Annotated in this window: 17 protein-coding genes; 9 read left to right on the top strand and 8 right to left on the bottom strand. The window is 71.3% G+C overall.

Annotated features, from left to right (window positions below; genetic code table 11):
• The first annotated feature begins 306 nt into the window (after positions 1-306).
• From OV079_RS06530 to OV079_RS06510, 5 genes are all read left to right on the top strand, one after another.
• Complete coding sequence (locus OV079_RS06530; RefSeq protein WP_267766876.1) at positions 307-1,608, top strand: 2Fe-2S iron-sulfur cluster-binding protein; 1,302 nt, start codon at positions 307-309, stop codon at positions 1,606-1,608.
• Between the two features lie 51 nt (positions 1,609-1,659).
• A complete protein-coding gene (locus OV079_RS06525) occupies positions 1,660-1,953 on the top strand; it encodes a (2Fe-2S)-binding protein (RefSeq protein ID WP_267766875.1) in 294 nt (97 codons plus the stop codon).
• Positions 1,950-3,161 carry an NAD(P)/FAD-dependent oxidoreductase gene (locus OV079_RS06520; protein WP_267766874.1) on the top strand — a complete coding sequence of 404 codons (1,212 nt, stop codon included), beginning with the start codon at positions 1,950-1,952 and terminating at the stop codon, positions 3,159-3,161. Before OV079_RS06525 ends, OV079_RS06520 begins: the two co-directional genes overlap by 4 nt.
• A 387-nt stretch (positions 3,162-3,548) precedes the next feature.
• Complete coding sequence (locus OV079_RS06515) at positions 3,549-4,364, top strand: MBL fold metallo-hydrolase (protein ID WP_267701919.1); 816 nt, start codon at positions 3,549-3,551, stop codon at positions 4,362-4,364.
• A gap of 67 nt (positions 4,365-4,431) precedes the next feature.
• A complete protein-coding gene (locus OV079_RS06510; protein ID WP_267766873.1) occupies positions 4,432-5,217 on the top strand; it encodes a hypothetical protein in 786 nt (261 codons plus the stop codon).
• A gap of 269 nt (positions 5,218-5,486) precedes the next feature.
• Here OV079_RS06510 and mtaB read toward each other — a convergent pair whose 3' ends face one another.
• The 3 genes from mtaB to OV079_RS06495 all read right to left on the bottom strand — a co-directional run bounded on the left by mtaB (position 5,487) and on the right by OV079_RS06495 (position 9,628).
• The gene (mtaB, locus tag OV079_RS06505) at positions 5,487-6,794 is read right to left on the bottom strand and encodes a tRNA (N(6)-L-threonylcarbamoyladenosine(37)-C(2))-methylthiotransferase MtaB (RefSeq protein WP_267766872.1); all 1,308 of its coding nucleotides are present in this window, start codon (positions 6,792-6,794) and stop codon (positions 5,487-5,489) included.
• A complete protein-coding gene (locus OV079_RS06500; protein WP_267766871.1) occupies positions 6,794-8,797 on the bottom strand; it encodes a serine/threonine protein kinase in 2,004 nt (667 codons plus the stop codon). The genes mtaB and OV079_RS06500 overlap by 1 nt, the downstream gene beginning before the upstream one ends.
• 69 nt (positions 8,798-8,866) lie before the next feature.
• Entirely contained in the window at positions 8,867-9,628 is a 762-nt protein-coding gene (locus OV079_RS06495; RefSeq protein ID WP_420829506.1) for a pseudouridine synthase, read from the bottom strand.
• Positions 9,629-9,668: 40 nt separating this feature from the next.
• Here OV079_RS06495 and OV079_RS06490 point away from each other — a divergent pair, with 40 nt between their 5' ends.
• The gene (locus OV079_RS06490) at positions 9,669-11,477 is read left to right on the top strand and encodes an acyl-CoA dehydrogenase (RefSeq protein WP_267766869.1); all 1,809 of its coding nucleotides are present in this window, start codon (positions 9,669-9,671) and stop codon (positions 11,475-11,477) included.
• Between the two features lie 326 nt (positions 11,478-11,803).
• Here OV079_RS06490 and OV079_RS06485 read toward each other — a convergent pair whose 3' ends face one another.
• The 4 genes from OV079_RS06485 to OV079_RS06470 all read right to left on the bottom strand — a co-directional run bounded on the left by OV079_RS06485 (position 11,804) and on the right by OV079_RS06470 (position 16,409).
• Positions 11,804-13,345 (bottom strand): ABC transporter substrate-binding protein, encoded by a 1,542-nt coding sequence (locus tag OV079_RS06485; RefSeq protein ID WP_267766868.1) that lies wholly within the window; start codon positions 13,343-13,345, stop codon positions 11,804-11,806.
• Between the two features lie 65 nt (positions 13,346-13,410).
• Positions 13,411-14,277, bottom strand: coding sequence for a tetratricopeptide repeat protein (locus tag OV079_RS06480; protein WP_267766867.1), 867 nt, complete (start codon positions 14,275-14,277; stop codon positions 13,411-13,413).
• A 51-nt stretch (positions 14,278-14,328) separates the two neighbouring features.
• Entirely contained in the window at positions 14,329-15,237 is a 909-nt protein-coding gene (locus OV079_RS55615) for a PEGA domain-containing protein (protein WP_267766866.1), read from the bottom strand.
• Positions 15,159-16,409: a serine/threonine-protein kinase gene (locus tag OV079_RS06470; RefSeq protein ID WP_267766865.1), complete on the bottom strand. Its 1,251-nt coding sequence runs from the start codon at positions 16,407-16,409 to the stop codon at positions 15,159-15,161. The genes OV079_RS55615 and OV079_RS06470 overlap by 79 nt, the downstream gene beginning before the upstream one ends.
• Positions 16,410-16,552: 143 nt before the next feature.
• Here OV079_RS06470 and OV079_RS06465 point away from each other — a divergent pair, with 143 nt between their 5' ends.
• Positions 16,553-18,013, top strand: coding sequence for a leucyl aminopeptidase family protein (locus OV079_RS06465; protein ID WP_267766864.1), 1,461 nt, complete (start codon positions 16,553-16,555; stop codon positions 18,011-18,013).
• Positions 18,014-18,024: 11 nt separating this feature from the next.
• Positions 18,025-18,711, top strand: coding sequence for a uracil-DNA glycosylase (gene ung, locus OV079_RS06460; protein WP_267766863.1), 687 nt, complete (start codon positions 18,025-18,027; stop codon positions 18,709-18,711).
• Here the strand turns inward: ung and OV079_RS06455 are convergent.
• Positions 18,681-18,989: a hypothetical protein gene (locus OV079_RS06455; protein WP_267766861.1), complete on the bottom strand. Its 309-nt coding sequence runs from the start codon at positions 18,987-18,989 to the stop codon at positions 18,681-18,683. The genes ung and OV079_RS06455 overlap by 31 nt on opposite strands.
• Positions 18,990-19,033: 44 nt before the next feature.
• On the opposite strand from OV079_RS06455, the gene OV079_RS06450 reads away from it, so the two are divergent.
• Positions 19,034-19,228, top strand: coding sequence for a hypothetical protein (locus OV079_RS06450; protein ID WP_267766860.1), 195 nt, complete (start codon positions 19,034-19,036; stop codon positions 19,226-19,228).
• Positions 19,229-19,235 lie beyond the last annotated feature (7 nt).

Below are 19,235 nucleotides of genomic sequence, written 5' to 3'. Positions count from 1 at the left end.
TCCTCGCCGTCCGCGAGCCGCCGGGCCCGCGTCGCCGCGACCGTTCAGCCCGCCCCCGTGCTCCTCGCCGCCAGGCCATCCGCGACGGTTCAGCCCGCCGTGAAGTGATTTCGCCCCCGCGTCGCTCGAGCCGCGCCGCACCCGATCGCTGGCCGCCTCCCGCCCCGACTTCGACCACGCACCACTCGGTGATGAAGTTCGGCCGCGTCGGGAATCTCGCGCCCCGCCAGGGCTCGTGACCGAGGGCAAGCGGCGCGCCCGCGGGCGCCCATGTCCCCGCGCGGCGCGGCGTGCTATCGCAGGCGCGTGCCCAAGGCACCCCTGCTCGCACCGCCCGGGCCTCCGACGATCTCCTTCCGCTGGGACGGCGCCCCGGTCGCCGCCTGCCCCGGCGACACCGTCGCCTCCGCGTTGATCGCCGCCGGCGAGCTCGCCACCAGCCGCAGCGCCAAGTACCGCCGGCTGCGCGGCCCCGCCTGCCTGCACGGCGGCTGCGGCACCTGCCTCGTGCGCGTCGACGGCCGGCCCAACCAGCGGGCCTGCCTCACGCCTGTCCGCGAGGACATGTGCGTCGAGCCGCAGAACACCTACGGCGGCCTCGACCCGACCGCCCTCGTCGACCAGGTGTTCCGCCGCGGCATCGATCACCACCACCTCGTCGTCTACCCGCGGATCGCCAACCAGATGATGCAGGGCGTCGCCCGCGAGCTGGCCGGCTTCGGCGAGCTGCCCGACGCGCCGCCCGAAGACGTCGCCGCCGTCGTCGACCATGCCCCCGAGGTCCTGGTCATCGGGGCAGGTCGCTCCGGCCGCGCGCTCGCGGCCGCCCTGACCGCCGCCGGCCACCCGCCGCTGGTCGTCGAGCGCCGCGCCGCCACCGCCCTCGGCGGCAGCGACCTCCCGGCGCGGCTCCTCGCCGGCGTCGGCGTGTTCGCCTGCTACCCGCAGGAGCGGCTGTGGGCCGCCGCCTCCGAGCAGCCGCCGGTGCTCCACCGCCTGCGCCCGCGCCACGTCGTCCTGGCCGTCGGCGCCCACGAGCCGACCATCCCGCTGGCCAACAACGACCTCCCCGGGGTCGTGTCCGCACGTGGCCTCGCGGACATGCTCGAACAGACAGGTCGCAAGTCGAGCGCGCGCGTCGTCGTCATCGGCGAGGGCGCCCGCGCCGAGCTGCTCGCTAGCACCCTCGCCGCCGAGCGGGTCCCGCCGGCGCGCGTGCGCAAGCTGATCGGCGCGCGCCGGGTCAAGGGCGTCCAGCTCGAGGACGGCAAGATCCTCCGCTGCGACCTCGTCGCCCTCGCCCCCGACCCCGCCCCCGCCTTCGAGCTGGCCGCCCAGGCCGGCGCCCCGATCCACTTCACCGGGGCCGGCTTCGCCCCCGTCGTCGACGCCGACGGCCGGATCGCCGCCGGCCCGGCCGCGCACCCGCTCGAGGCCGAAGGCGCCCAGACCGCTCCGCCTCCGCCGTGGACGCTGTGGGCCGTCGGCGAGCTGGCCGGCGCCACCACGCCCGCCGAGATCCGCGGCACCGTCGACCGCTGCGCCGCCGCCCTGGTGCGCGCGCTCGCCGAGTCACCTGACCCGAAGGACAGCCATGCCCGCGCCTGACCTGTCCCTGCGGTCGCCGTCGCCCTCTCTCCTGCCCCCGCGAGGCCTGCCATGACCGCGCGCACCTTCGTCTGTCGCTGCGAGGACGTCACTCTGACGGAGATCGAGCGGGCCATCGCCGCCGGTCTGATCGACGTCGAGGAGATCAAGCGCTACACCGGCCTCGGCACCGGGCCGTGCCAGGGCAAGGAGTGCCTGTCGGCGCTGGGGCGGCTGCTCGTCGCCCGCAACCTGATCGCGCCCGCCGCCCTGCGCCCGTTCACCGCCCGCCCGCCGGTCGAGCCCGTCACCTTCGCCGCCCTCGCGGCCGGCGCGACCGAGCACCCGGAGGAGCCGTCGCCATGACCGTAGCGATGGGCCGCGCCGACACCCCGCTGCCGGCCGACGTCGACGTCGCGGTGATCGGCGGCGGCATCATGGGCCTGGGGCTCGCCTACCACCTGGCTCTGCTGTCGGGCGGCAAGGGCAAGCCGCCGCTGTCGATCGCCGTCATCGAGCGCAGCTACCTCGTCAGCGGCGCCTCCGGCCGCAACGGCGGCGGCGTGCGCATGCAGTGGGGCGACGCCGGCAACGTCCGCCTGATGATGGACAGCATCGAGCTGTGCAAGGACCTCGCGCAGCAGCTCGGCATCAACTTGTGGTTCCGCCAGGGCGGCTACCTGTTCCTCGCCCGCACCGAGGCCGGCGAGCGTCGGCTCGAGCGCAACGTCCAGCTGCACGGCGAGGTCGGGGCGCCGACCCGCCTGCTCACCGCCGCCGAGGCGCAGGCGATCGTCCCCCAGCTCGACGTCGCCGAGGTCCGGCTCGCCACCTTCAACCCCGAAGACGGCGTCGTGTTCCCGTGGGCCTTCGTGTGGGGCTACGCCGCCAAGGCCGTCGAGCGCGGCGTCGTCCTGCGCACGCACACCAGCGTCGTCCGCGTCGAGCCGCTGGCCCAGGGCTTCGCGCTGCACCTGCACACCGGCGAGGTCGTGCGCGCGCGCCGGGTCGTCAACGCCACCGGCGCGTGGTCGGGCGCGCTCAACCGCCAGCTCGGCATCGACCTGCCCAACCGCCCGCACCGCCACGAGATCCTCTCGAGCGAGCCGCTCAAGCCCTTCCTCGATCCGCTGGTCGTCGACCTCTCGAGCGGCCTCTACTTCTCCCAGAGCACCCGCGGCGAGCTCGTCACCGGCATCAGCCTGCCCGACGCACCCGACGGCAGCGACGAGAGCCTCACCCTCCACTCCAGCCTCCGCTTCCTCACCCACCTCAGCGCCACGCTCACGCGCCTGATGCCGATCACCGCGGCGATGAAGGTCCTGCGGCAGTGGGTCGGTCCTTACGACGTCTCGCCCGACGGCGACGCGATCGTCGGCCCGAGCCCCGGCCACCCCGACTTCATCCAGGTGTGCGGCTTCACCGGGCACGGCTTCATGATGGCGCCCGCGGTGGGTCGGCTGCTCGCGCGCTGGCTCGCCCTCGGCGAGGCCCACCCGATGCTGGCGCGCTGGTCCCCGGGTCGCTTCGCCGCCGGGGGCGTCGCCCGCCGCGAGGACATGATCATCGGCTGACTCGCCGGGATCGGCCCCGCAAATAAACCCGTGCGCCTCGCCATGAACCGGTAGCCACGCGCGAATTCGGCGGCGCCGCCTCACGCGCCCTGCGCCATGTGGGCCCGGGTCGCCCCCGCCAGGGTCGGCTCCGCGACGGGTCTGATGCCGCTCCGCCGCTGCTTCGGGGCGATTGGCGGCGAAAAACCCCGGCGATTCCCGACTCCCCGCCGGCCGTCCAGCGCCCCACGAACCGGGTTGCGACCGCCTGGTGCGCGTGCCCCTCGGCGGCCGGACTGCGATATCATCTCCGTCCGACCTCCGAGGTGCCATGGGCCCGTGCTTGCCAGCCGAATTTGTTCTGCCCTATCATCGGCGAAACATGCAGCCAGCGAAGGATAGCGCCCCATGGAAGTGACTTTCTGGGGCACCCGGGGCAGCATTCCAGTTTCCGGGCCGCGGTACGCAGAGTTCGGCGGCAACACGCCCTGCCTTCAGATTTCGCTCGAGAGCACGACGGACACCGTCATCCTCGACTCGGGCTCGGGCATCCGTGAGCTCGGCATCCGCCTCGTGCAGACTCGAGCCGCGCACTCGCGGGTCATCCACCTGTTTCTGACCCACGCTCACTGGGATCACATCCAGGGCTTCCCGTTCTTCCCGCCGGCCTTCATGCCGGACTTCCGCCTCCACATCTACTGCACGAAGGACGCGCGCGCCGTCCTCGACCGGCAGATGTCGACGCCGTTCTTCCCGGTCGGCCTCGACGTGATGGGCTCCACCAAGCTCTTCCATCACCTGCTGCCGCAGGAGGTCACGACGATCGCCGAGGCGACGCTGCGGCACATCCCGCTGCCGCACCCGCAGGAGAGCACCGCGTTCCGCGTCGACGAGCGCGGCAAGTCGGTCGTGTTCGCCACCGACACCGAGCACGCGCCCGACCACATCAACGAGACCCTGCGGGACCTGGCCGAAGGGGCAGACGTCCTGATCTACGACGCCCAGTACACCTCCGAGGAGTACAGCGCCGGCAAGCAGGGCTGGGGCCACAGCACCTTCGCCGAGGCCGTCAAGCTGGCCCGCGCCGCCCGCGTCGGCAAGCTCGTCCTCTACAGCCACGACCCGGCCCACGACGACGAGATGCTGCGCAAGATCGAGGCGGCCGCCCAGGAAGCCTACCCCGGCACCGTCGCCGCCCGCGACGGCATGAAGCTGAAGCTCTGAGCCGACTGGCCGCCAGGACATGTCCTCGCGGCCAGCTCGGCGCCGACGTCCGTCCGGCTGATCTCGCATGTCCCAGCACGAGATCGAAGACACCGTCGCCGACTCGGTGCGCGTCCTTCACGAGCACCACCGCGGCGACGACCATCGCGACCTGTTCTTCGCGCTCCACGCCTTCCAGGCCGGCTTCGACTGCGGCTTCACCCACGGGCGCGTGCTCGACATCCTGATCGCGCGGCGCTTCACCTACCGCCTGCCGATCACCGCGCACCCGCAGTTCGCCGCCAACAACCGCGCCTTCAAGGGCGCGCCGCCGAAGGAGTGGCGCTTCGTCGACTCGGAGGTCCTCGGCCGCGAGCCGCCCGAAGACCGGCCCTCCGTCGGTCACGAGAACGGTTACCTCCTCGCGGGCGCCCTGTACTGCGACGCCGGCACGCCGCTGTGGCACGACCTCGTCGCCGCCGGGGTGCTGCGAGGCGCCGACGCCGAGCCGCCGCGGCCGCTGCCGCTCGGCAACGTCGCGCTGCAGGTGACGCGAGCGGCCGAACAGATCGACGACCGCGACCTGATCGCCATGTGGATCAACTTCGGCCCGCGGATGCTGTTCCCGAAGACCCGGCACGTGCGCGAGGGCGAGGTCGTGGCCACGAACCCCTTCACCGGCAAAGCGATCGTCGCCCCCGAAGACTGCGACATCCCGACCGAACCGACGGTCGCAGAGCTCGCCGCCATCCCCGACGCGGTCGCGCTGCGCGAGCTGGCCCGCCGCGTCGACGCCATCCACGTGCCGGTCCACTACGACTACCGCCCGCCGCGCGAGCTCTGGTGCGAGGCCGAAGCCTGGTTCTGGGGCTGACCGGCGAGGCGCATCACCTGTCCCGAAGTTCAGACCGACTCGAACGCTCGTGAACGGCCGCGCCTTGCCTGTCCCGGAACAGGGATCGGCGGACAAAACGCGGCTCGTGGCGCATCACCTGTCCCGCGCCCTGCCTGTCCGGAACAGGGATCGGCGGGCAAACGCGGCTCGTGGCGCATCACCTGTCCGGAAGTTCGAACCGAACCGGCGCGTGAGCGTCGGTACTCGCCCGAGGCTCCTCCGCAGCGAAGTCACGCATCGCGCCGCACTCACGCGAGCAGTCGACCGAGCGCGAGCGGCCCCTCGGCGCGCTCGACCTCGATCTGGGTCGCCCGGCCCAGCAGCGCGTCGTCGCCGGCCGCCAGCACCGTCAAGCCGTTGCCGGCCCGACCCACCAGCAGCCCTGTACGCCGGTGTCGCGACCGGTGCATCACCACCGGCAGGGTTCGCCCGATCTGCGCCGCCGCGAACGCCTCCTGCTTCGCCGCCGACAGCGCCCGCAACGCCATCCCGCGCCGCTGCTTGACCGCCGCGTCGACCTGACCCGAGAGACAGGCGGCGTCGGTGCCCGCGCGCGGCGAGTAGGCGAACACGTGCAGGTACGCCAGCGGCAGCGCGGCCAGCAGCGCGTGCGTGGCCGCGAACGCCTCCTCCGACTCGCCCGGGAAGCCGACGATCACGTCGGTGCCCACGCCGATCCCCGGCACCGCCGCGGCCAGGCGAGGCACCAGCGCCTGCAGGTCGGCGGCGGTGTGCGCCCGCCGCATGCGCCGCAGCGTGTCGTCGTCGCCGCTCTGCACCGGCAAGTGGAGGTACGGACACAGCCGCGGGTCGCTCGCCAACAGCGTCACCAGGTCATCGTCGACCTCGTGCGGATCGACCGAGCCGAGGCGCAGCCGCGCCGACCCGAGCTGCGGCAGCAGCTCCGCGACGAGCGACGACAACGAGCTGCGCGGCCGCAGGTCGCGGCCGTAGATCCCGAGGTGGACCCCGGTGAGCACCACCTCGGGCACCCCCGCGGCGACCAGCTCGTCCAGCTGCGCCCGCGCCTCCGCGGGCGCCACGCTCACGCTGCGCCCGCGCACCTGCGGCACGATGCAGAAGCTGCAGCGGTAGTCGCAGCCGTCCTGGATCTTCAGGTACGCCCGGCTGCGCCGCGGGTCGGCGGCCGGGCGCAAGCGGGCCGCGCGGACGCGCCGCAGCAGGTCGACCGGGGCCACGTGGATCTCCGGGACATGTCCTTCCGAACATGTCTCTCCGAGCACCTCGAACAGCCGCTCCTTCTCGCGGTTGCCGACCACCAGCGTCACCCCGGGCAGCGCCGCCGCCTCGGCGGGGGCGGCCGTCGCCCAGCAGCCGGTGACCACCACCTTCGCCCCGGCGCGCGCGGCCCGGCGCACGTGCTGGCGCGCGTCGGCGTCGGCCTCGTGGGTGATCGTGCAGGTGTTGACGATCACGACCTCGGGCGCGGCCTCGGCGTCGACCACGGTGTGGCCGGCCGCGCGGGCCATCTGCTCGAGGGCGTCGGACTCGAACTGGTTGAGGCGACAGCCGAGCGTGCTGAACGCGACGCGCATCAGAGCGGCACGACGATCGTGAACTCTTGCGGCGTCTTGCGGGTGTTGACGAACCGGACCTTGGTCTTGAAGGCCCGCGCCAGGCACTTCGCCTCCGCGCTCGTGTCGTCGGACGTCGCCTCGGTCACGCGCCCCTTCGGGCCGTCGACCTTGAGCCGCAGCTTGTAGGTCTTGCCCTTCGGCGTGCTGATCGTCCGGCAGGTCTCGAACTCGGCGCGGTAGCTCTTCAGCGCCTGCGAGCGCTCCATCGGCCCCAGCACCTCGGGCCAGTTGGCCGACACCTCTTCGCCCTTCGGCGCGGACGGCTCGCTCTTCTTGACCGTGGTCGTCTTCTTGGGCTCGGTGGCCTTCTTGCCCGCGTCCTTCTTCGCCTCGTCGTCGACCACGATCGGCTCGTCGTCGGCCTTCTTCGGCTCCGGCGTCGGCTCGACCTTCGTCTCCGGCGGCGCCTCGATCTTCGTCTCCGGCGTCTCGACCGGCTTCGGCGCCTCGGGCGAGCCGGCCGTGACCGCCGCGACCTCGCTGGGCTTGTCGACCGGCTGCGGCTTCGGATCGTCGCTGCGGCTGAGCGCGCACACCAGGCCGACCACCAGCACCAGCACCGCCGCGCCGAGGCCGATCACCAGGCGCGACAACATCTGCGCGTCCATCGTCCCGCCGCGCCACGGCAGCGACAGCGACGTCGGCCGCAGCCCCGACGCGCTGCTGAGTCCTTGCGTCAGCAACGAGTCGTCCGGCGTGACCGGGTTGGGCACGGCCACGCCCGCCGGCATGCTGACCCCGACGGCCAGGCGCGCCGCCTGGGCCGCCGCCTCGAGGTTGGTCGTGGTGGTCCGCCCGACGTCCCCGGCGGCCCCGCGCGGCGTCGCGACGATGGCTTCGATCAGCTCGCCCATCGTCTGGTAACGCTGCGTCTTGTCCTTCTCCATCGCCTTCAGGATGACCGCCTCGACCTCGACCGGGATGTCGGCCTCGGGCGCCAGCTGCCGCGGCGGCACCGGCTTGGCGTTCACCTGCTGCGACAGCACCCCGTACATCGTCTTGTCGGTGAACGGGAGGTTGCCGGTGAGCAGCTGATAGAGGATGCAGCCGACCGCATAGATGTCCATGCGCTGGTCGGCCGGGTCGCCGTGGATCTGCTCCGGCGCCATGTACTCGGGCGTGCCGATCAGCGCGCCCACCTGCGTCAGCGGGTTCGTGCCGCCGTCGCGGTTCTCCTCGAGGAACTTGGCGATCCCGAAGTCGAGCACCTTGACGAAGTCGCGGATCCCGTTGCGCTGGATCAGGAAGACGTTCTCCGGCTTCATGTCCCGGTGGATGATCCCGTGCGCGTGGGCGGCCTGCAGCGCGCGGCAGATCTGCAGCAGCACCCGGCGGGCCCGCGCCCACGACATCGGCCCCTTCTTGAGGATCTTGCCGAGGTCCTCGCCCTGCAGGTGCTCCATGGCGAAGAACACCTGGCCGTTGGGCATCGCGCCGAAGTCGGTGATGTCGATGACGTTCTCGTGGCCGATCGTCGACGCCGCCCGGGCCTCGCGGAGGAACCGCTTCACCTGGTCGGGGCGGTTGGTGTAGGCCGGGTTCAGGACCTTGACGGCCACCTTCTTGCCGAGCGCCACGTGCTCGGCGAGGTAGACCTTGCCCATCCCGCCCTTGCCGATGAGGTCGAGGATCCGGTAGCGGTCGGCCAGCACCTGGCCGAACAGCGCGTCGCGCTTGGCCGCCGTCGCCTTGGCCTTGAGGCTCTTGGCGGCGGTGCGCTCGACGGTGTCCTCGTCTTCGGCCTGGGGCTCGCCGTCCACGCTCGTCGGCTGCCCGTCGAGCTCGACCTCGCCGGACGGGCGTCCGAGCTCGATCGAGAAGTGGGCCGCCGAGACCTGGTTCTCGAGCGCTGCCTCATACTCCTCTGCGAGGTCGTCGTCGGCGCCCAGCTCGTGCGAGACCACGGGCGTCGGCGGGAGCGAGTCCGGAGGATCCACGATGACCGCGGTCAACCGCGGCACCGATCGATCCTCGCCAGCCTGGCCGGAGTCGCGGCTCCCTTCGTTCGTCGCCATCGCGCTCGTTGGACGCTAGCACGGCCGCCGCGGGCGGAAAAGCTGGCGCTGACCCCGGGGCCGCGCTTCGTCGGCCGTCAGCGCCCGCCATTGTCCGGGCGCGATGCCCTCGAGGGTCCAGGGTCCGATCGCCCAGCGGACCAGACGCAGCGTCGGCAACCCGACCGCGGCCGTCATGCGCCGCACCTGGCGGTTTCGGCCCTCGCGCAGGACGAGCTCCAACCAGCAGGTCGGGATCGACAGGCGCGTGCGAATCGGCGGCGTTCGCTCCCACAGCGGCGGTGGGTCGACGAGCCTCACCTCGGCGGGTGCGGTCGGGCCGTCACGGAGGACCAAACCGGCCCGCAGGCGCTCCAGCGCCGCTTCCTGGGCCGTCCCCTCGACTTGCACCCAATACGTCTTGGCCAGCTTGTGGCGCGGATCGCTGAGTTGGTGCTGCAGGGCCCCATCGTCGGTCAGCACCACCAGGCCCTCGCTGTCGAAGTCGAGGCGTCCGGCGGCGTACACGCCGGGGACGTCGATGAAGTTCGCCAGCGTCGGCCGGCCCTCCCGGTCGGTGAATTGCGTCAGCACCCCGTAGGGCTTGTTGAACAGGAGCACCTGCGCCACGCCGGCCAAGTGTGGCCGCCTCGTCGCTCGCGGGGGCGCGTGGCCGACGATTGCATCCTCACGAACCGGCAGAAGCGACGCCGGCGCCCGCTGGGGGCGCGATCCCCGGACTTCGGCGCGAGCCCGTGCCTGTGGCCTGGACGCCCTCGGTTCGAGGAAGTACCACAGTGCGACGGCGCCTGCGCGCCGCGGCCCAAAGCGAGGAATCGTGAGCACCACCAGCTTCTCCGTCGACCTCCGCGATCTCCACTTCGTCCTCTTCGACCAGCTCGCCGCGCACGAGCAGCTCGCCGCGATCCCGCGCTTCGCCGAGCTCGACCGCGAGGTCTACGAGGCCACGCTCGCGGAGGGCGAGCGCCTGGCGCGGGAGGTCCTGGCCCCGATCAATGCGCCCGGCGATCTCGCGGGCTGCCGCTTCGACGGCCAGGGCAACGTCACGACCCCGAAGGGCTATCGCGAGGCCTGGGAGCTCCTGCGCGAGGGCGGCTGGCTCGCGCCCTCGGCGCCCAGCGAGCTCGGCGGCAGCGGCCTGCCCTTCACGATCCACGTCAGCCTGAGCGAGATGCTGTGTGGCGCCTGCATGGCGTTCATGATGTACGCCGGCCTGACCGTCGGCGCCGCGCGCGTGATCCTCGGCCACGGCCCGGAGGCCACGCGGGAGATGATCGCCCGCAAGATGTTCACCGGCGAGTGGGGCGGCACCATGTGCCTCACCGAGGCCGGCGCCGGCAGCTCGGTCGGCGACAACCGCTGCCGCGCCACCCCCACGGATGAGCCCGGCGTCTATCTGCTCGAGGGCGAGAAGATCTTCATCAGCGGCGGCGACCAGGACCTGACCGCCAACATCGTCCACCTGGTGCTCGCCCGCACCCCGAACGCCGGCAAGGGCACCAAGGGCCTGTCGCTGTTCATGGTCCCGAAGTACGAGTTCGACGCCGGCGGCGCGCTCGGGGCCCGCAACGGCGCCAAGGTGCTGCGCATCGAGGAGAAGATGGGCATCCACGGCTCCTCGACCTGCGTCCTCGGCCTCGGCGGCGACCTCCCGTGTCGCGGCGTCCTCATCGGCCAGGAGAACCAGGGCATCGAGCTGATGTTCCTGATGATGAACGAGGCGCGGATCGGCGTCGCCGTGCAGGGCCACGCGATGGCGGCCGCGGCCTTCAACTACGCCCGCGGCTACGCGCAGGAGCGGATCCAGGGCCAGTCGATCCGCGAGGCCCGCAGCCAGGACGCGCCCAGCGTGGCGATCGTCCAGCACCCCGACGTCCGCCGCATGCTGATGACGCAGAAGGTCTACGCCGAGGCCATGCGGTCGCTGCTGCTGCGCACGGCGCTGGTCGTCGACCGCGAGCACGCCACCGAGGACCCGGCCGAGCGCGAGCGCCTGCGCGGCCGCGTCGACCTGCTCACGCCGATCCTCAAGGCCACCTGCACCGACCTCGGCTTCGAGGTCGCCGTCGGCGCGGTCCAGGTCTACGGCGGCTACGGCTACATCGGCGAGTACCCCGTCGAGCAGCTCGTCCGCGACGTCAAGATCTGCTCGATCTACGAGGGCACCAACGGCATCCAGGCCATGGACCTGGTCGGCCGCAAGCTGCGGGTCGGCGGCGGCGCGCTGTTCATCGAGTGGATGCAGGAGGCCCAGAGCCGGCTCGCCGCCGCCGCGGAGGCCGGGCTCGGCGGCCCCGCCGAGGCGATCGGCAAGGCGGTGCAGCTGCTCGCCGCCAGCGCGATGCACCTCGCGGGCCTCGGCAAGGCGCGCAAGGTCGAGGCGGCGATGATCCAGGCCGTCCCCTTCACGCGCATGTTCGGCCTGGTCCTGCTCGCCATCGAGTGCGTCGAGCAGGCGATAGTCGCCGCCCGCCTCCGCCAGACCCGCGGCGACGAGCCGCTGCTCGTCGGCAAGCAGCGCAACCTCGAGTTCTTCGTCGCCGCGATCCTCCCGCAGGCGATCGCCCTCGGCAAGAGCATCCAGTCGAACGACGAGAGCGCCCTCGACCCCGCGCTGTTCGTCTGACCTTTACGGCATGTCCCGATGGACATGCCCGCTCACGCAGGGCCGTTCGGACATGTCCGAACGGCCCTGTTGATTGAGAGACGCGCCGCGGGACGTCCACGAGCGAGCTCGAGTGTCCGGCTCTTCACCATCCCGCGCTGCCGTGTGGGCGCTCGGGTCGCGCTCGCCTCGCCGGCGGGTGCGCATCCACGACCGCGCTCGCGTGCGCGGAGCGACCGTCGACCGCGGCGCTTCAGGGCCGCCGTTCGAGCTCGGCGCGCGCCCCGAAAGCAGCATGACCGCCAGGACATGTCCTGGCGGTCACGCCTCTCACGCACGGGCGCGGCTCAGGGGACGGGCGCCCAGGTGCCGGTCGCGCTCGGGCAGGCGGGCGTGTACACGGCGGTCTTCGTCCACCCGCCCTTGTCGTCGAGCGTGTAGGCGGCGATCGGGCTGCACACCTCGCCGCTGGCGTCGAAGTCGAGCGGGCCGGTGATGCCGACGAGGTCGATGGTCTTGCTCGACTGGAAGGCGGTGAGCGCGGCGGGCACGAACATCTTCGGGCCGACGCCGAAGTCGATCGGCGTGCCGGCCTTGTCGGACAGCTTCTTGAACGCGTCGGCGACGCGCAGGCCGACCACGATGTCGCCCGACTTCACGGCCGCCATGCCGAACAGCGACGCCATCGTCGCGTCGTAGGCGAGCGCGCCCTCGGGCGCGAGGTTCGCCTCGCCGAGGCGCGTGCGCAGCTTGGCGAGCTGCGGCGTCTCGAGGTCGGGCGTGACGGCGACGACGATGCCCGCGAGATCGGGGTCCTCGAGCGCCGAGACCGCCGGCATCGCCCGCTTGGGCACGTAGATCTTCTGCGGCAGCGGGGCGCCGGTGGTCTTGTAGTGCTTGATGATCTCGGCGACCTCGGACCGCCCGAGCAGGATCAGCATCGGCGGCTCCGCGAAGGTCTTGAGCGCCGTGTCGAGCTTGGCCTTGGCGCCCTTGGTGGCGTCGTCGAGCCCGCGGTACGAGGCGATGAACTGACTGCCCGGGACCTGCGGGATCTGGCTCGGCCCGCCCGTCTCCTCGGTCGCCACCGCGTTGTAAAGGCTGAGCCCGTACGCGTCCTCCGACAGCAGGAGGATCGCGTTGGCCGTCGGGTCGCCGGTGAAGTCGGCCCCGATGCGCTCGCCCAGCGCCGGGCCCTGGAACTTCGCGCCGGCCATCGCCTGGAACACCAGGCCGCTGCCGGTCGAGGTGTCGAGCTCGCTCATGTCGGCCGTGATCATCGGCCCCATCGTGAACGCGTTGACGCCCTGGGCGAACGTCACCTGGTCGACCACCGCCGTGAACTCGACGTCGTCGGCCGGACCGATGAGCACCGGGATCGTCAGCGTGTCGCCGAGGTGGCGCGCGGCCGACGTCGCCGACGCGACCTCGCTCTTGGTGTCGCACACCACCAGCGCGATCTTGTCGCCGTTCGGCAGCTCGCCGCTGGCGTTGAACTCCTCGACCGCCGCGAGCACGCCCTTCTCCATCTCGAGCCCGAGGTCGGCGTCGGCGCCGGTCTTCGGCAGCATCACGCCGATGAACGCGACGTCGTCGCTGATCTCGCCCCCGGGGTAGATGGGCGCGCCGCACTCGTCGGACTCGGTCGAGGCGCACTCGCGCGGGGCACTCGAGGTCGCGCAGATGTACGACTCGCCGAGGCCCGCGCACTGCGAGTTGGCGTCACAGCCCTTCTCGCGGATCTTGCAGACGTTGGCCGCGCAGTACATCGGCTTGTTGTCGTCGAAGAACGCCGCGCAGTCGGCGTCTTCGTAGCACTCGGTGAAGTCGAGGGTCGCCGAGCACGCGCCCAAGATCACCCCGAGAGTCACCCCGAGAGCGCCGCACACAGAGAACCGGACAAGCAGATGCGAGAAGACTGACGACATGGTCGCAAAGCTCCAGCGTTCGCGGCTCAGAAGCGGTAGACGTAACCGAGGCCGAGCTGGCTCGGCGAGACCTTGGGCTGCATCGCCTGCACGGCCTTCGACTTGCGGGCCTTCGGCACCAGCAAGAGCACCATGCCGACCACCGCGAGCACGCCGCCGGCGATGAACAGGCCGTCGGCGGTGGCCGCCAGCGACTTGCCCTTCTGACCGGCCTCGCGCTGGTCGTCGAGCGTCTCCGCGGCCTCGAACTTGTTCTCCTGGCCCTTGGCCAGCCCGCCCGCGATGCCGCCGCTGACCAGCAGCGCCGCGCCGACGCCGAACATGGTGTAGCCGATCGGCCGCATGATCTTGGCCTTGTTCTGCCCCGACTTGTCGTCGCCGGGCGGCGGCTGCGGCCCCGGCTGCGGCCCGACCTGCTGGCCCGCCTCCGGCTGCTTGTTCGGCTCGGGCTGCTTCGGCTTCGACTTGGCCTCTTCCTTCTCGCGGATCTCGACGATCTTCTCGAGCGTGGCGAGCCGCTGCAGCGCCGTGTCGCGCAGGCCGATGTCGACCGACTCGTCGGCGATGAACTTCTGGTAGTAGGCGATCGCCGCGTCGACGTTGTTGGCCTGCTCTTGAATGCGGCCGATGTTGAACAAGATCGCCGGGTCGGGCTGCAGCGCGTAGGCCCGCTCGAACAGCGCCACCGCGCCCGCGTAGTCCTTCTCGCGGTACTTGGCGCGCGCCTGCTCGGCCAGGGTCTCGAAGGTCTCGCCGTTCGCGTCGGTGGGCGGCGGCTGGGCCAGCGCCGCGCGCACGGCGATCGGAACGTACACCGCGGCCGCCGCCGAGCGGGCGGGCATGCTCGAGGCGAGAAACGCAGCGGCCACGAGAGTGACGATCGGCTTCTTCATGGGGGGGCCTTCAGGGCGGGGTCGTCACGCGCGACCCGCACGAACCGAGAGCTAGAGACTAACGCTTTTTGCTCGGACCGACCGGCAACAAATCGTCTTCCGGCGCGGGGTTGGGCTTCGGCTTGACCTGCCCGTCGGGCGGTTTTTGGTCCCGCCGCCGGGCGGCCGCTTGGTGCCCCCGCCCGTCGGCGTCTTCGGCTGCTCGACCGGCGGCTGCGGGTTCGCCGGCGCCCCCGTCCGGGTCAGCAGATAGTCGTAGGGCTGGTCCTTGGCGGCGCTGACGCTCAGCGCGGTCTGCATCGACCCGTAGCCGGGCGCGGTCAGCGAGATGTTGTATTTGCCGGCGTGCAGCGGCACGTCGATCGGGGTCGAACCGAGCGGTCCGCCGTCCAGCGTGACCTCCGCGGTCACCGGGGCCGAGCGGATCGTGATGATCGCAAACCCCATGTCCGGGTTGAGGTTGGGGTAAAGCCCCTTGATGCGCTGCTTGGCCTCCTCGTTGCCGGCGTCGAGCGCCAGCACGTCGCGGTAGCCCTTGACCGCGCTGATGCGGTCGCCGTCGCGCTCGTGCTTGCGCGCGCTGGCCAGCGCCTTCATGACCTCGAGGCGGGACCGCAGCTCGTCGGCGCGGTCGGACAGCTTCGGGTCGCGGGCGAACTCCTCCTCGGCGCTCTCGAGCTTGCGCTCCGCCTGCGGCAGCTTGCCCTCGTCGATGAGCTGCGCGATCTTGTCGAGGTTGCCCTCGAGCTGCTCGCGCCCGCCCTCCTCGCGGGTCGCCACCTCGGGCCGCTCGGTCTCCGCCTCGGCCGGACCGCTCCCGCTCAGCGCGTAGAACAGCAGCGCGATCACCGTGAGCGCCGCGACCCCGCCGTAGACCAGGTTCAGCGTGCGCTGCCGGGCCGCGGCCTCCTGGGCCTGCGGGCCGACCACCAGGAGCGTGCGCCCGTCCTGGCTCTGCACCAGGCTCCCCCCTCCAGCGGGATGCCCTGCGCCTTGAGCTGGTCGAGCGTCGCCTGCGGGAACTGAGCCGTGATGGGCATCACCGACGGCGGCATCGTCTGCGACCCGCCGGGCGCGCCCGGCATGCCCTGCGCAAGCGGCGCGGCGGCAACCGCCGGTGCCGACCGCGGCCGGCCGAAGGTGCCGACCACGATGTTCTCCGGCGACGGGATCGGCTTGCTGTGCTCGGTGCTGCTCTGCGGCTCCTCCGGCTCGAGCGGCTCGGTCCGCGGCTGCGCTCGCGGCAGGCGGAACATCGAGAACGGCACCTGATCGATGAGCCCCTCGACGACCTCGTTGGCGTCGCGTGGGCGCCGCTCGCGGCTCTTCTCGAGGCACCGGCTGATGAGCTCCAGCACCCCCTCCGGCGCCCCGCTGTCGGCCGGCAGCAGCTCCTGGATCGGCTGCGGCTTCTCGTGGACGTGCTTGTACAGGACCGACGCGTCGTTGTCGGCCTGGAACGGCATCACCCCGGTCAGCATGAAGTAGAACAGGATGCCGACCGCGTAAACATCGACGCGCTGGTCGATCTTCTCGCCCAGGATCTGCTCGGGAGACAGGCAGGTGGGCGTGCCGAGGACGTTCTGCTTGGTGATGTCGGACGAGCCGGAGACCAGCTTGGCGAGCCCGAAATCGAGGATCTTGACGTAGTTGGCCCGCCCCTGCCGCTCGCACAGCATGATGTTGGCGGGCTTGATGTCGCGGTGGATGATCCCGCGCGAATGGGCCTCGCCGAGGCCTTTGAGCACCTGCGCCGCGATCGGCACGAAGTCGGCCAGCGTGAGGTGGTTGCGGCGGCGGACGAAGCGGTCGAGCGTCTCGCCCTGCACGTACTCCATGACGATGAACGCCCGGCCGTCGACCTTGCCGAAGTCGTGGATGGTCACGATGTTCGGGTGCTGCAGGCTGGACAGCCCGCGGGCCTCGCGTTCGAAGCGGGCCAGGGCCTCCGAGTCGCCGACCCAATCGGGCGCCAGCACCTTGAGGACCACCGGGCGATTCAAGTCGATCTGCGTCGCCTGGTACACGACGCCCATCCCACCGCGGCCGAGCCGGCGCTCGATCAAGTAGCGCCGAGCGAAAGTCGTCCCCAGCAGGGGGTCTGCTTGTGCTTGGTCTTCCGGTTTGCTCATGGCTTCTCGGGGGACCCTGTGACGTTAACACACCTTCCCCCGGTGTTGCGCGTCTTCGGCAAAACCCGGCGGCAGTCGCCGCAATGGCGCGCGCGTAGAGGCGCAGGACGACGCGGTCGACGGCTTGTGGCATGCTCCCGGCCGTGCCCACGACCCTGAGCTTCGCCCCGACCATTCCCGCTCTGCTCCACGGCAGCCGCGCCGTCCTCGTCGTCGCGGCGGCAAACGTCCTCACCGGTGAGTTGCCGGTGTTCTTGCCGGCGCCGGCGCAGGCGCTGCTCGCCGAACTCGCGCGTGACACCAAGCCCGGCGAGCTCGGAGCCGTCTCGGGCACGCTCACCGGGCTGCCGGAGCCGCGACGCCTGCTCCTCGGCGTGCTCCCCGACCACGGTTCTCGCTACAATTCGCCGAGCCGCGCCGAGAGCGTGCGCCGCGTCGTGGCGGCCGCGGACCTCGGCGGCAGCAAGGCCGGAATCGTCGTCATCCTGCCGGATCCCGCGCACCTGCTCGCCACCATCAACGCCGTGGGCCGCGCTCTCCCGCTCTATTCGAGCAAGAGCGGCGCGTCCGGCGGCGCCGAGGTCCAGATCCTCGCGCTCGACCCCGCCGGGCACCCGATCCCGATCCCGCCGGAAGTCGAGTCGACGATGCACGCGACGCGGGTCGCCGCGCTCCACGTCGACACGCCGCCGACCGAGCTCAATCCCGAGGAGTTCGCAGCTCGCGCGCGTGAGCTGTTGACCGCGATTCCCCGCGTCGAGCTGCGCGAGATCGTCGGCGACGCCCTGCTCCAGGAGGGCCTGGCCGGCATCCACGCCGTGGGCCGCTGCGCGGTCAAGCCGCCGCGCATGCTCATCGCCCAGTACACGCCGGCCGCCGGCGGCGGCCGCTCGATCGCCCTGGTCGGCAAGGGCATCACCTACGACACCGGCGGCCTCAGTCTCAAGATCAGCGGCGCCATGAACACCATGAAGGGCGACCTCGGCGGCGCGGCCGCCGTGCTCGGGGCCTTCTGCGTGCTGGCCGCCAATCATTGCAAGCACAAGCTCTCGCTGCTCCTCTGCATCGCCGAGAACGCGGTCGGCCCCGGCGCCTACAAGCCCGACGACATCCTCCGCCTGCACTCCGGCAAGACGGTCGAGATCAACAACACCGACGCCGAGGGCCGCCTCCTGCTCGCCGACGGCGTCAGCTACGCCGCGCGGGCCCTCGGCGCCGAGATCGTGTTCGACGCCGCCACCCTGACCGGCGCCCAGCTGATCTCGACCGGCCTGCTGCACGCCGCCATCGTCAGCAACGACGAGTCGCTCGAGCAGACCATCATCGCCGCCGGCAAGCACTGCGGCGACCTCGTCCACCCGCTGCCGTTCGCGCCCGAATTCTACAAGCAAGAATTCGAGAGTAATATCGCAGATATGGTCAATTCTGTAAAGAATCGCATGAACGCCCAGTCGGCCTGCGCGGCGCAGTTCGTCTACTGGCACATGGACGATACCAAAGCGCAGTGGTGCCACATCGACCTGGCCGGCCCGAGCTTCCCCAAGAACCGCGGGACCGGCTTCGGCGTGGCCCTGCTGTCCGAAACCATCCGCCGGATCGCCTGAGGAGGTGCAGCATGTACGGCTACGGCAACTGGACCCTGCCCGGCAGCTGGCACGCGGCGCTGGCTGAAGAGATGGCCAAGCCATACTTCAAGGACCTCGTCGACTTCGTCGGCTATGAGCGCGAAAACAATACGGTTTATCCACCCGAAGAGGACGTGTTTCGCGCCTTCGAGCTGACCCCGTTCGAGCAGGTCAAGGTCGTGATCCTCGGCCAAGATCCGTACCACGACGAGGGTCAGGCCCACGGCCTGTGCTTCTCGGTGCTGCCCGGGGTCAAGCCGCCCGCCTCGCTGGCCAACATCTTCAAGGAGCTCGCGGCCGACCTCGGGTGCGGCATCCCCCCGCACGGCAACCTGCAGTCGTGGGCCGAGCAGGGGGTCCTGCTGCTCAACACCGTCCTCACCGTCCGCGCCCACACCCCCGGCTCGCACAAGAACAAGGGCTGGGAGAAGTTCACCGACGCCGTCATCCGCGCCCTGAGCAGCCGCAACGAGCCGGTGGTGTTCGCGCTGTGGGGTGACTTCGCCAGGAAGAAGGCCGCCCTCATCGACGAGCGCCGCCACCGCATCCTGGTCGCCCCCCACCCCTCGCCGATCCTCGGCAAGGGCCCGAAGTTCCTCGGCAGCCGGCCGTTCTCGGCCATCAACGCGGCCCTCGAGGACCTCGGCTACCCGGCGATCGACTGGCAAATCTTCTGACAGCCGCCGCCGCCACAGCCCCGGCCGTTGCCGGTGATGGCAAGCGCCACCACCTCGACCCGCCGCCGCTTGCGGTACACGAAGAAGTACGGCAGCCCGGCGAGAAAACACCGCCGGGTGCCGAACAGATACGGCGGCCAGGCGCTGGGGAAATAAAGCATCCCGATCAGCGACCGTTTGAACTCGGCCTCGAGTCGGCGGACATGGATGGGTCCGAGTCGCGCGGCGAAGGCGCGGGCCTCTCGCATCTCCCGTTCGGCCTCGGGGTGGAACCCCAAACTTTTCCCCTGCTCTCTTTCGCTCGTCATGCTACGGAATCGGCATGACGACCCCTCCTTTTGCACGACGGCCTCCGCGGATCCTCACGGACGCGGATGGGGTGACTCTCCAAAAGGAGCTCAAGCACCGGCTGGCGGAGCTGGACCGCGGCGAGGTGGAGCTCGTGTCGGTCGAAGAAGTCTGGCGGAACGTGTTCGGCCGCGAGGCTCCGCCCGAGCTGAAGTCCCGCGCTCGCTGAGCACCCC

Origin of the sequence: Nannocystis pusilla (genome assembly GCF_026626665.1) — a bacterium.
Lineage (GTDB): Bacteria > Myxococcota_A > Polyangia > Nannocystales > Nannocystaceae > Nannocystis > Nannocystis pusilla.
The sequence above is the reverse complement of the archived record's forward strand: the minus strand, read 5'-3'. Positions and strand labels throughout refer to the sequence as shown.

Coding starts and splice junctions, on each gene's coding strand:
- OV079_RS06525 (WP_267766875.1), top strand. CDS start 1,660: ATGACCGCGCGCACCTTCGTCTGTCGCTGCGAGGACGTCACTCTGACG.
- OV079_RS06520 (WP_267766874.1), top strand. CDS start 1,950: ATGACCGTAGCGATGGGCCGCGCCGACACCCCGCTGCCGGCCGACGTC.
- OV079_RS06515 (WP_267701919.1), top strand. CDS start 3,549: ATGGAAGTGACTTTCTGGGGCACCCGGGGCAGCATTCCAGTTTCCGGG.
- OV079_RS06510 (WP_267766873.1), top strand. CDS start 4,432: ATGTCCCAGCACGAGATCGAAGACACCGTCGCCGACTCGGTGCGCGTC.
- mtaB (WP_267766872.1), bottom strand. CDS start 6,794: ATGCGCGTCGCGTTCAGCACGCTCGGCTGTCGCCTCAACCAGTTCGAG.
- OV079_RS06480 (WP_267766867.1), bottom strand. CDS start 14,277: ATGAAGAAGCCGATCGTCACTCTCGTGGCCGCTGCGTTTCTCGCCTCG.
- OV079_RS06470 (WP_267766865.1), bottom strand. CDS start 16,409: ATGAGCAAACCGGAAGACCAAGCACAAGCAGACCCCCTGCTGGGGACG.
- ung (WP_267766863.1), top strand. CDS start 18,025: ATGTACGGCTACGGCAACTGGACCCTGCCCGGCAGCTGGCACGCGGCG.
- OV079_RS06450 (WP_267766860.1), top strand. CDS start 19,034: ATGACGACCCCTCCTTTTGCACGACGGCCTCCGCGGATCCTCACGGAC.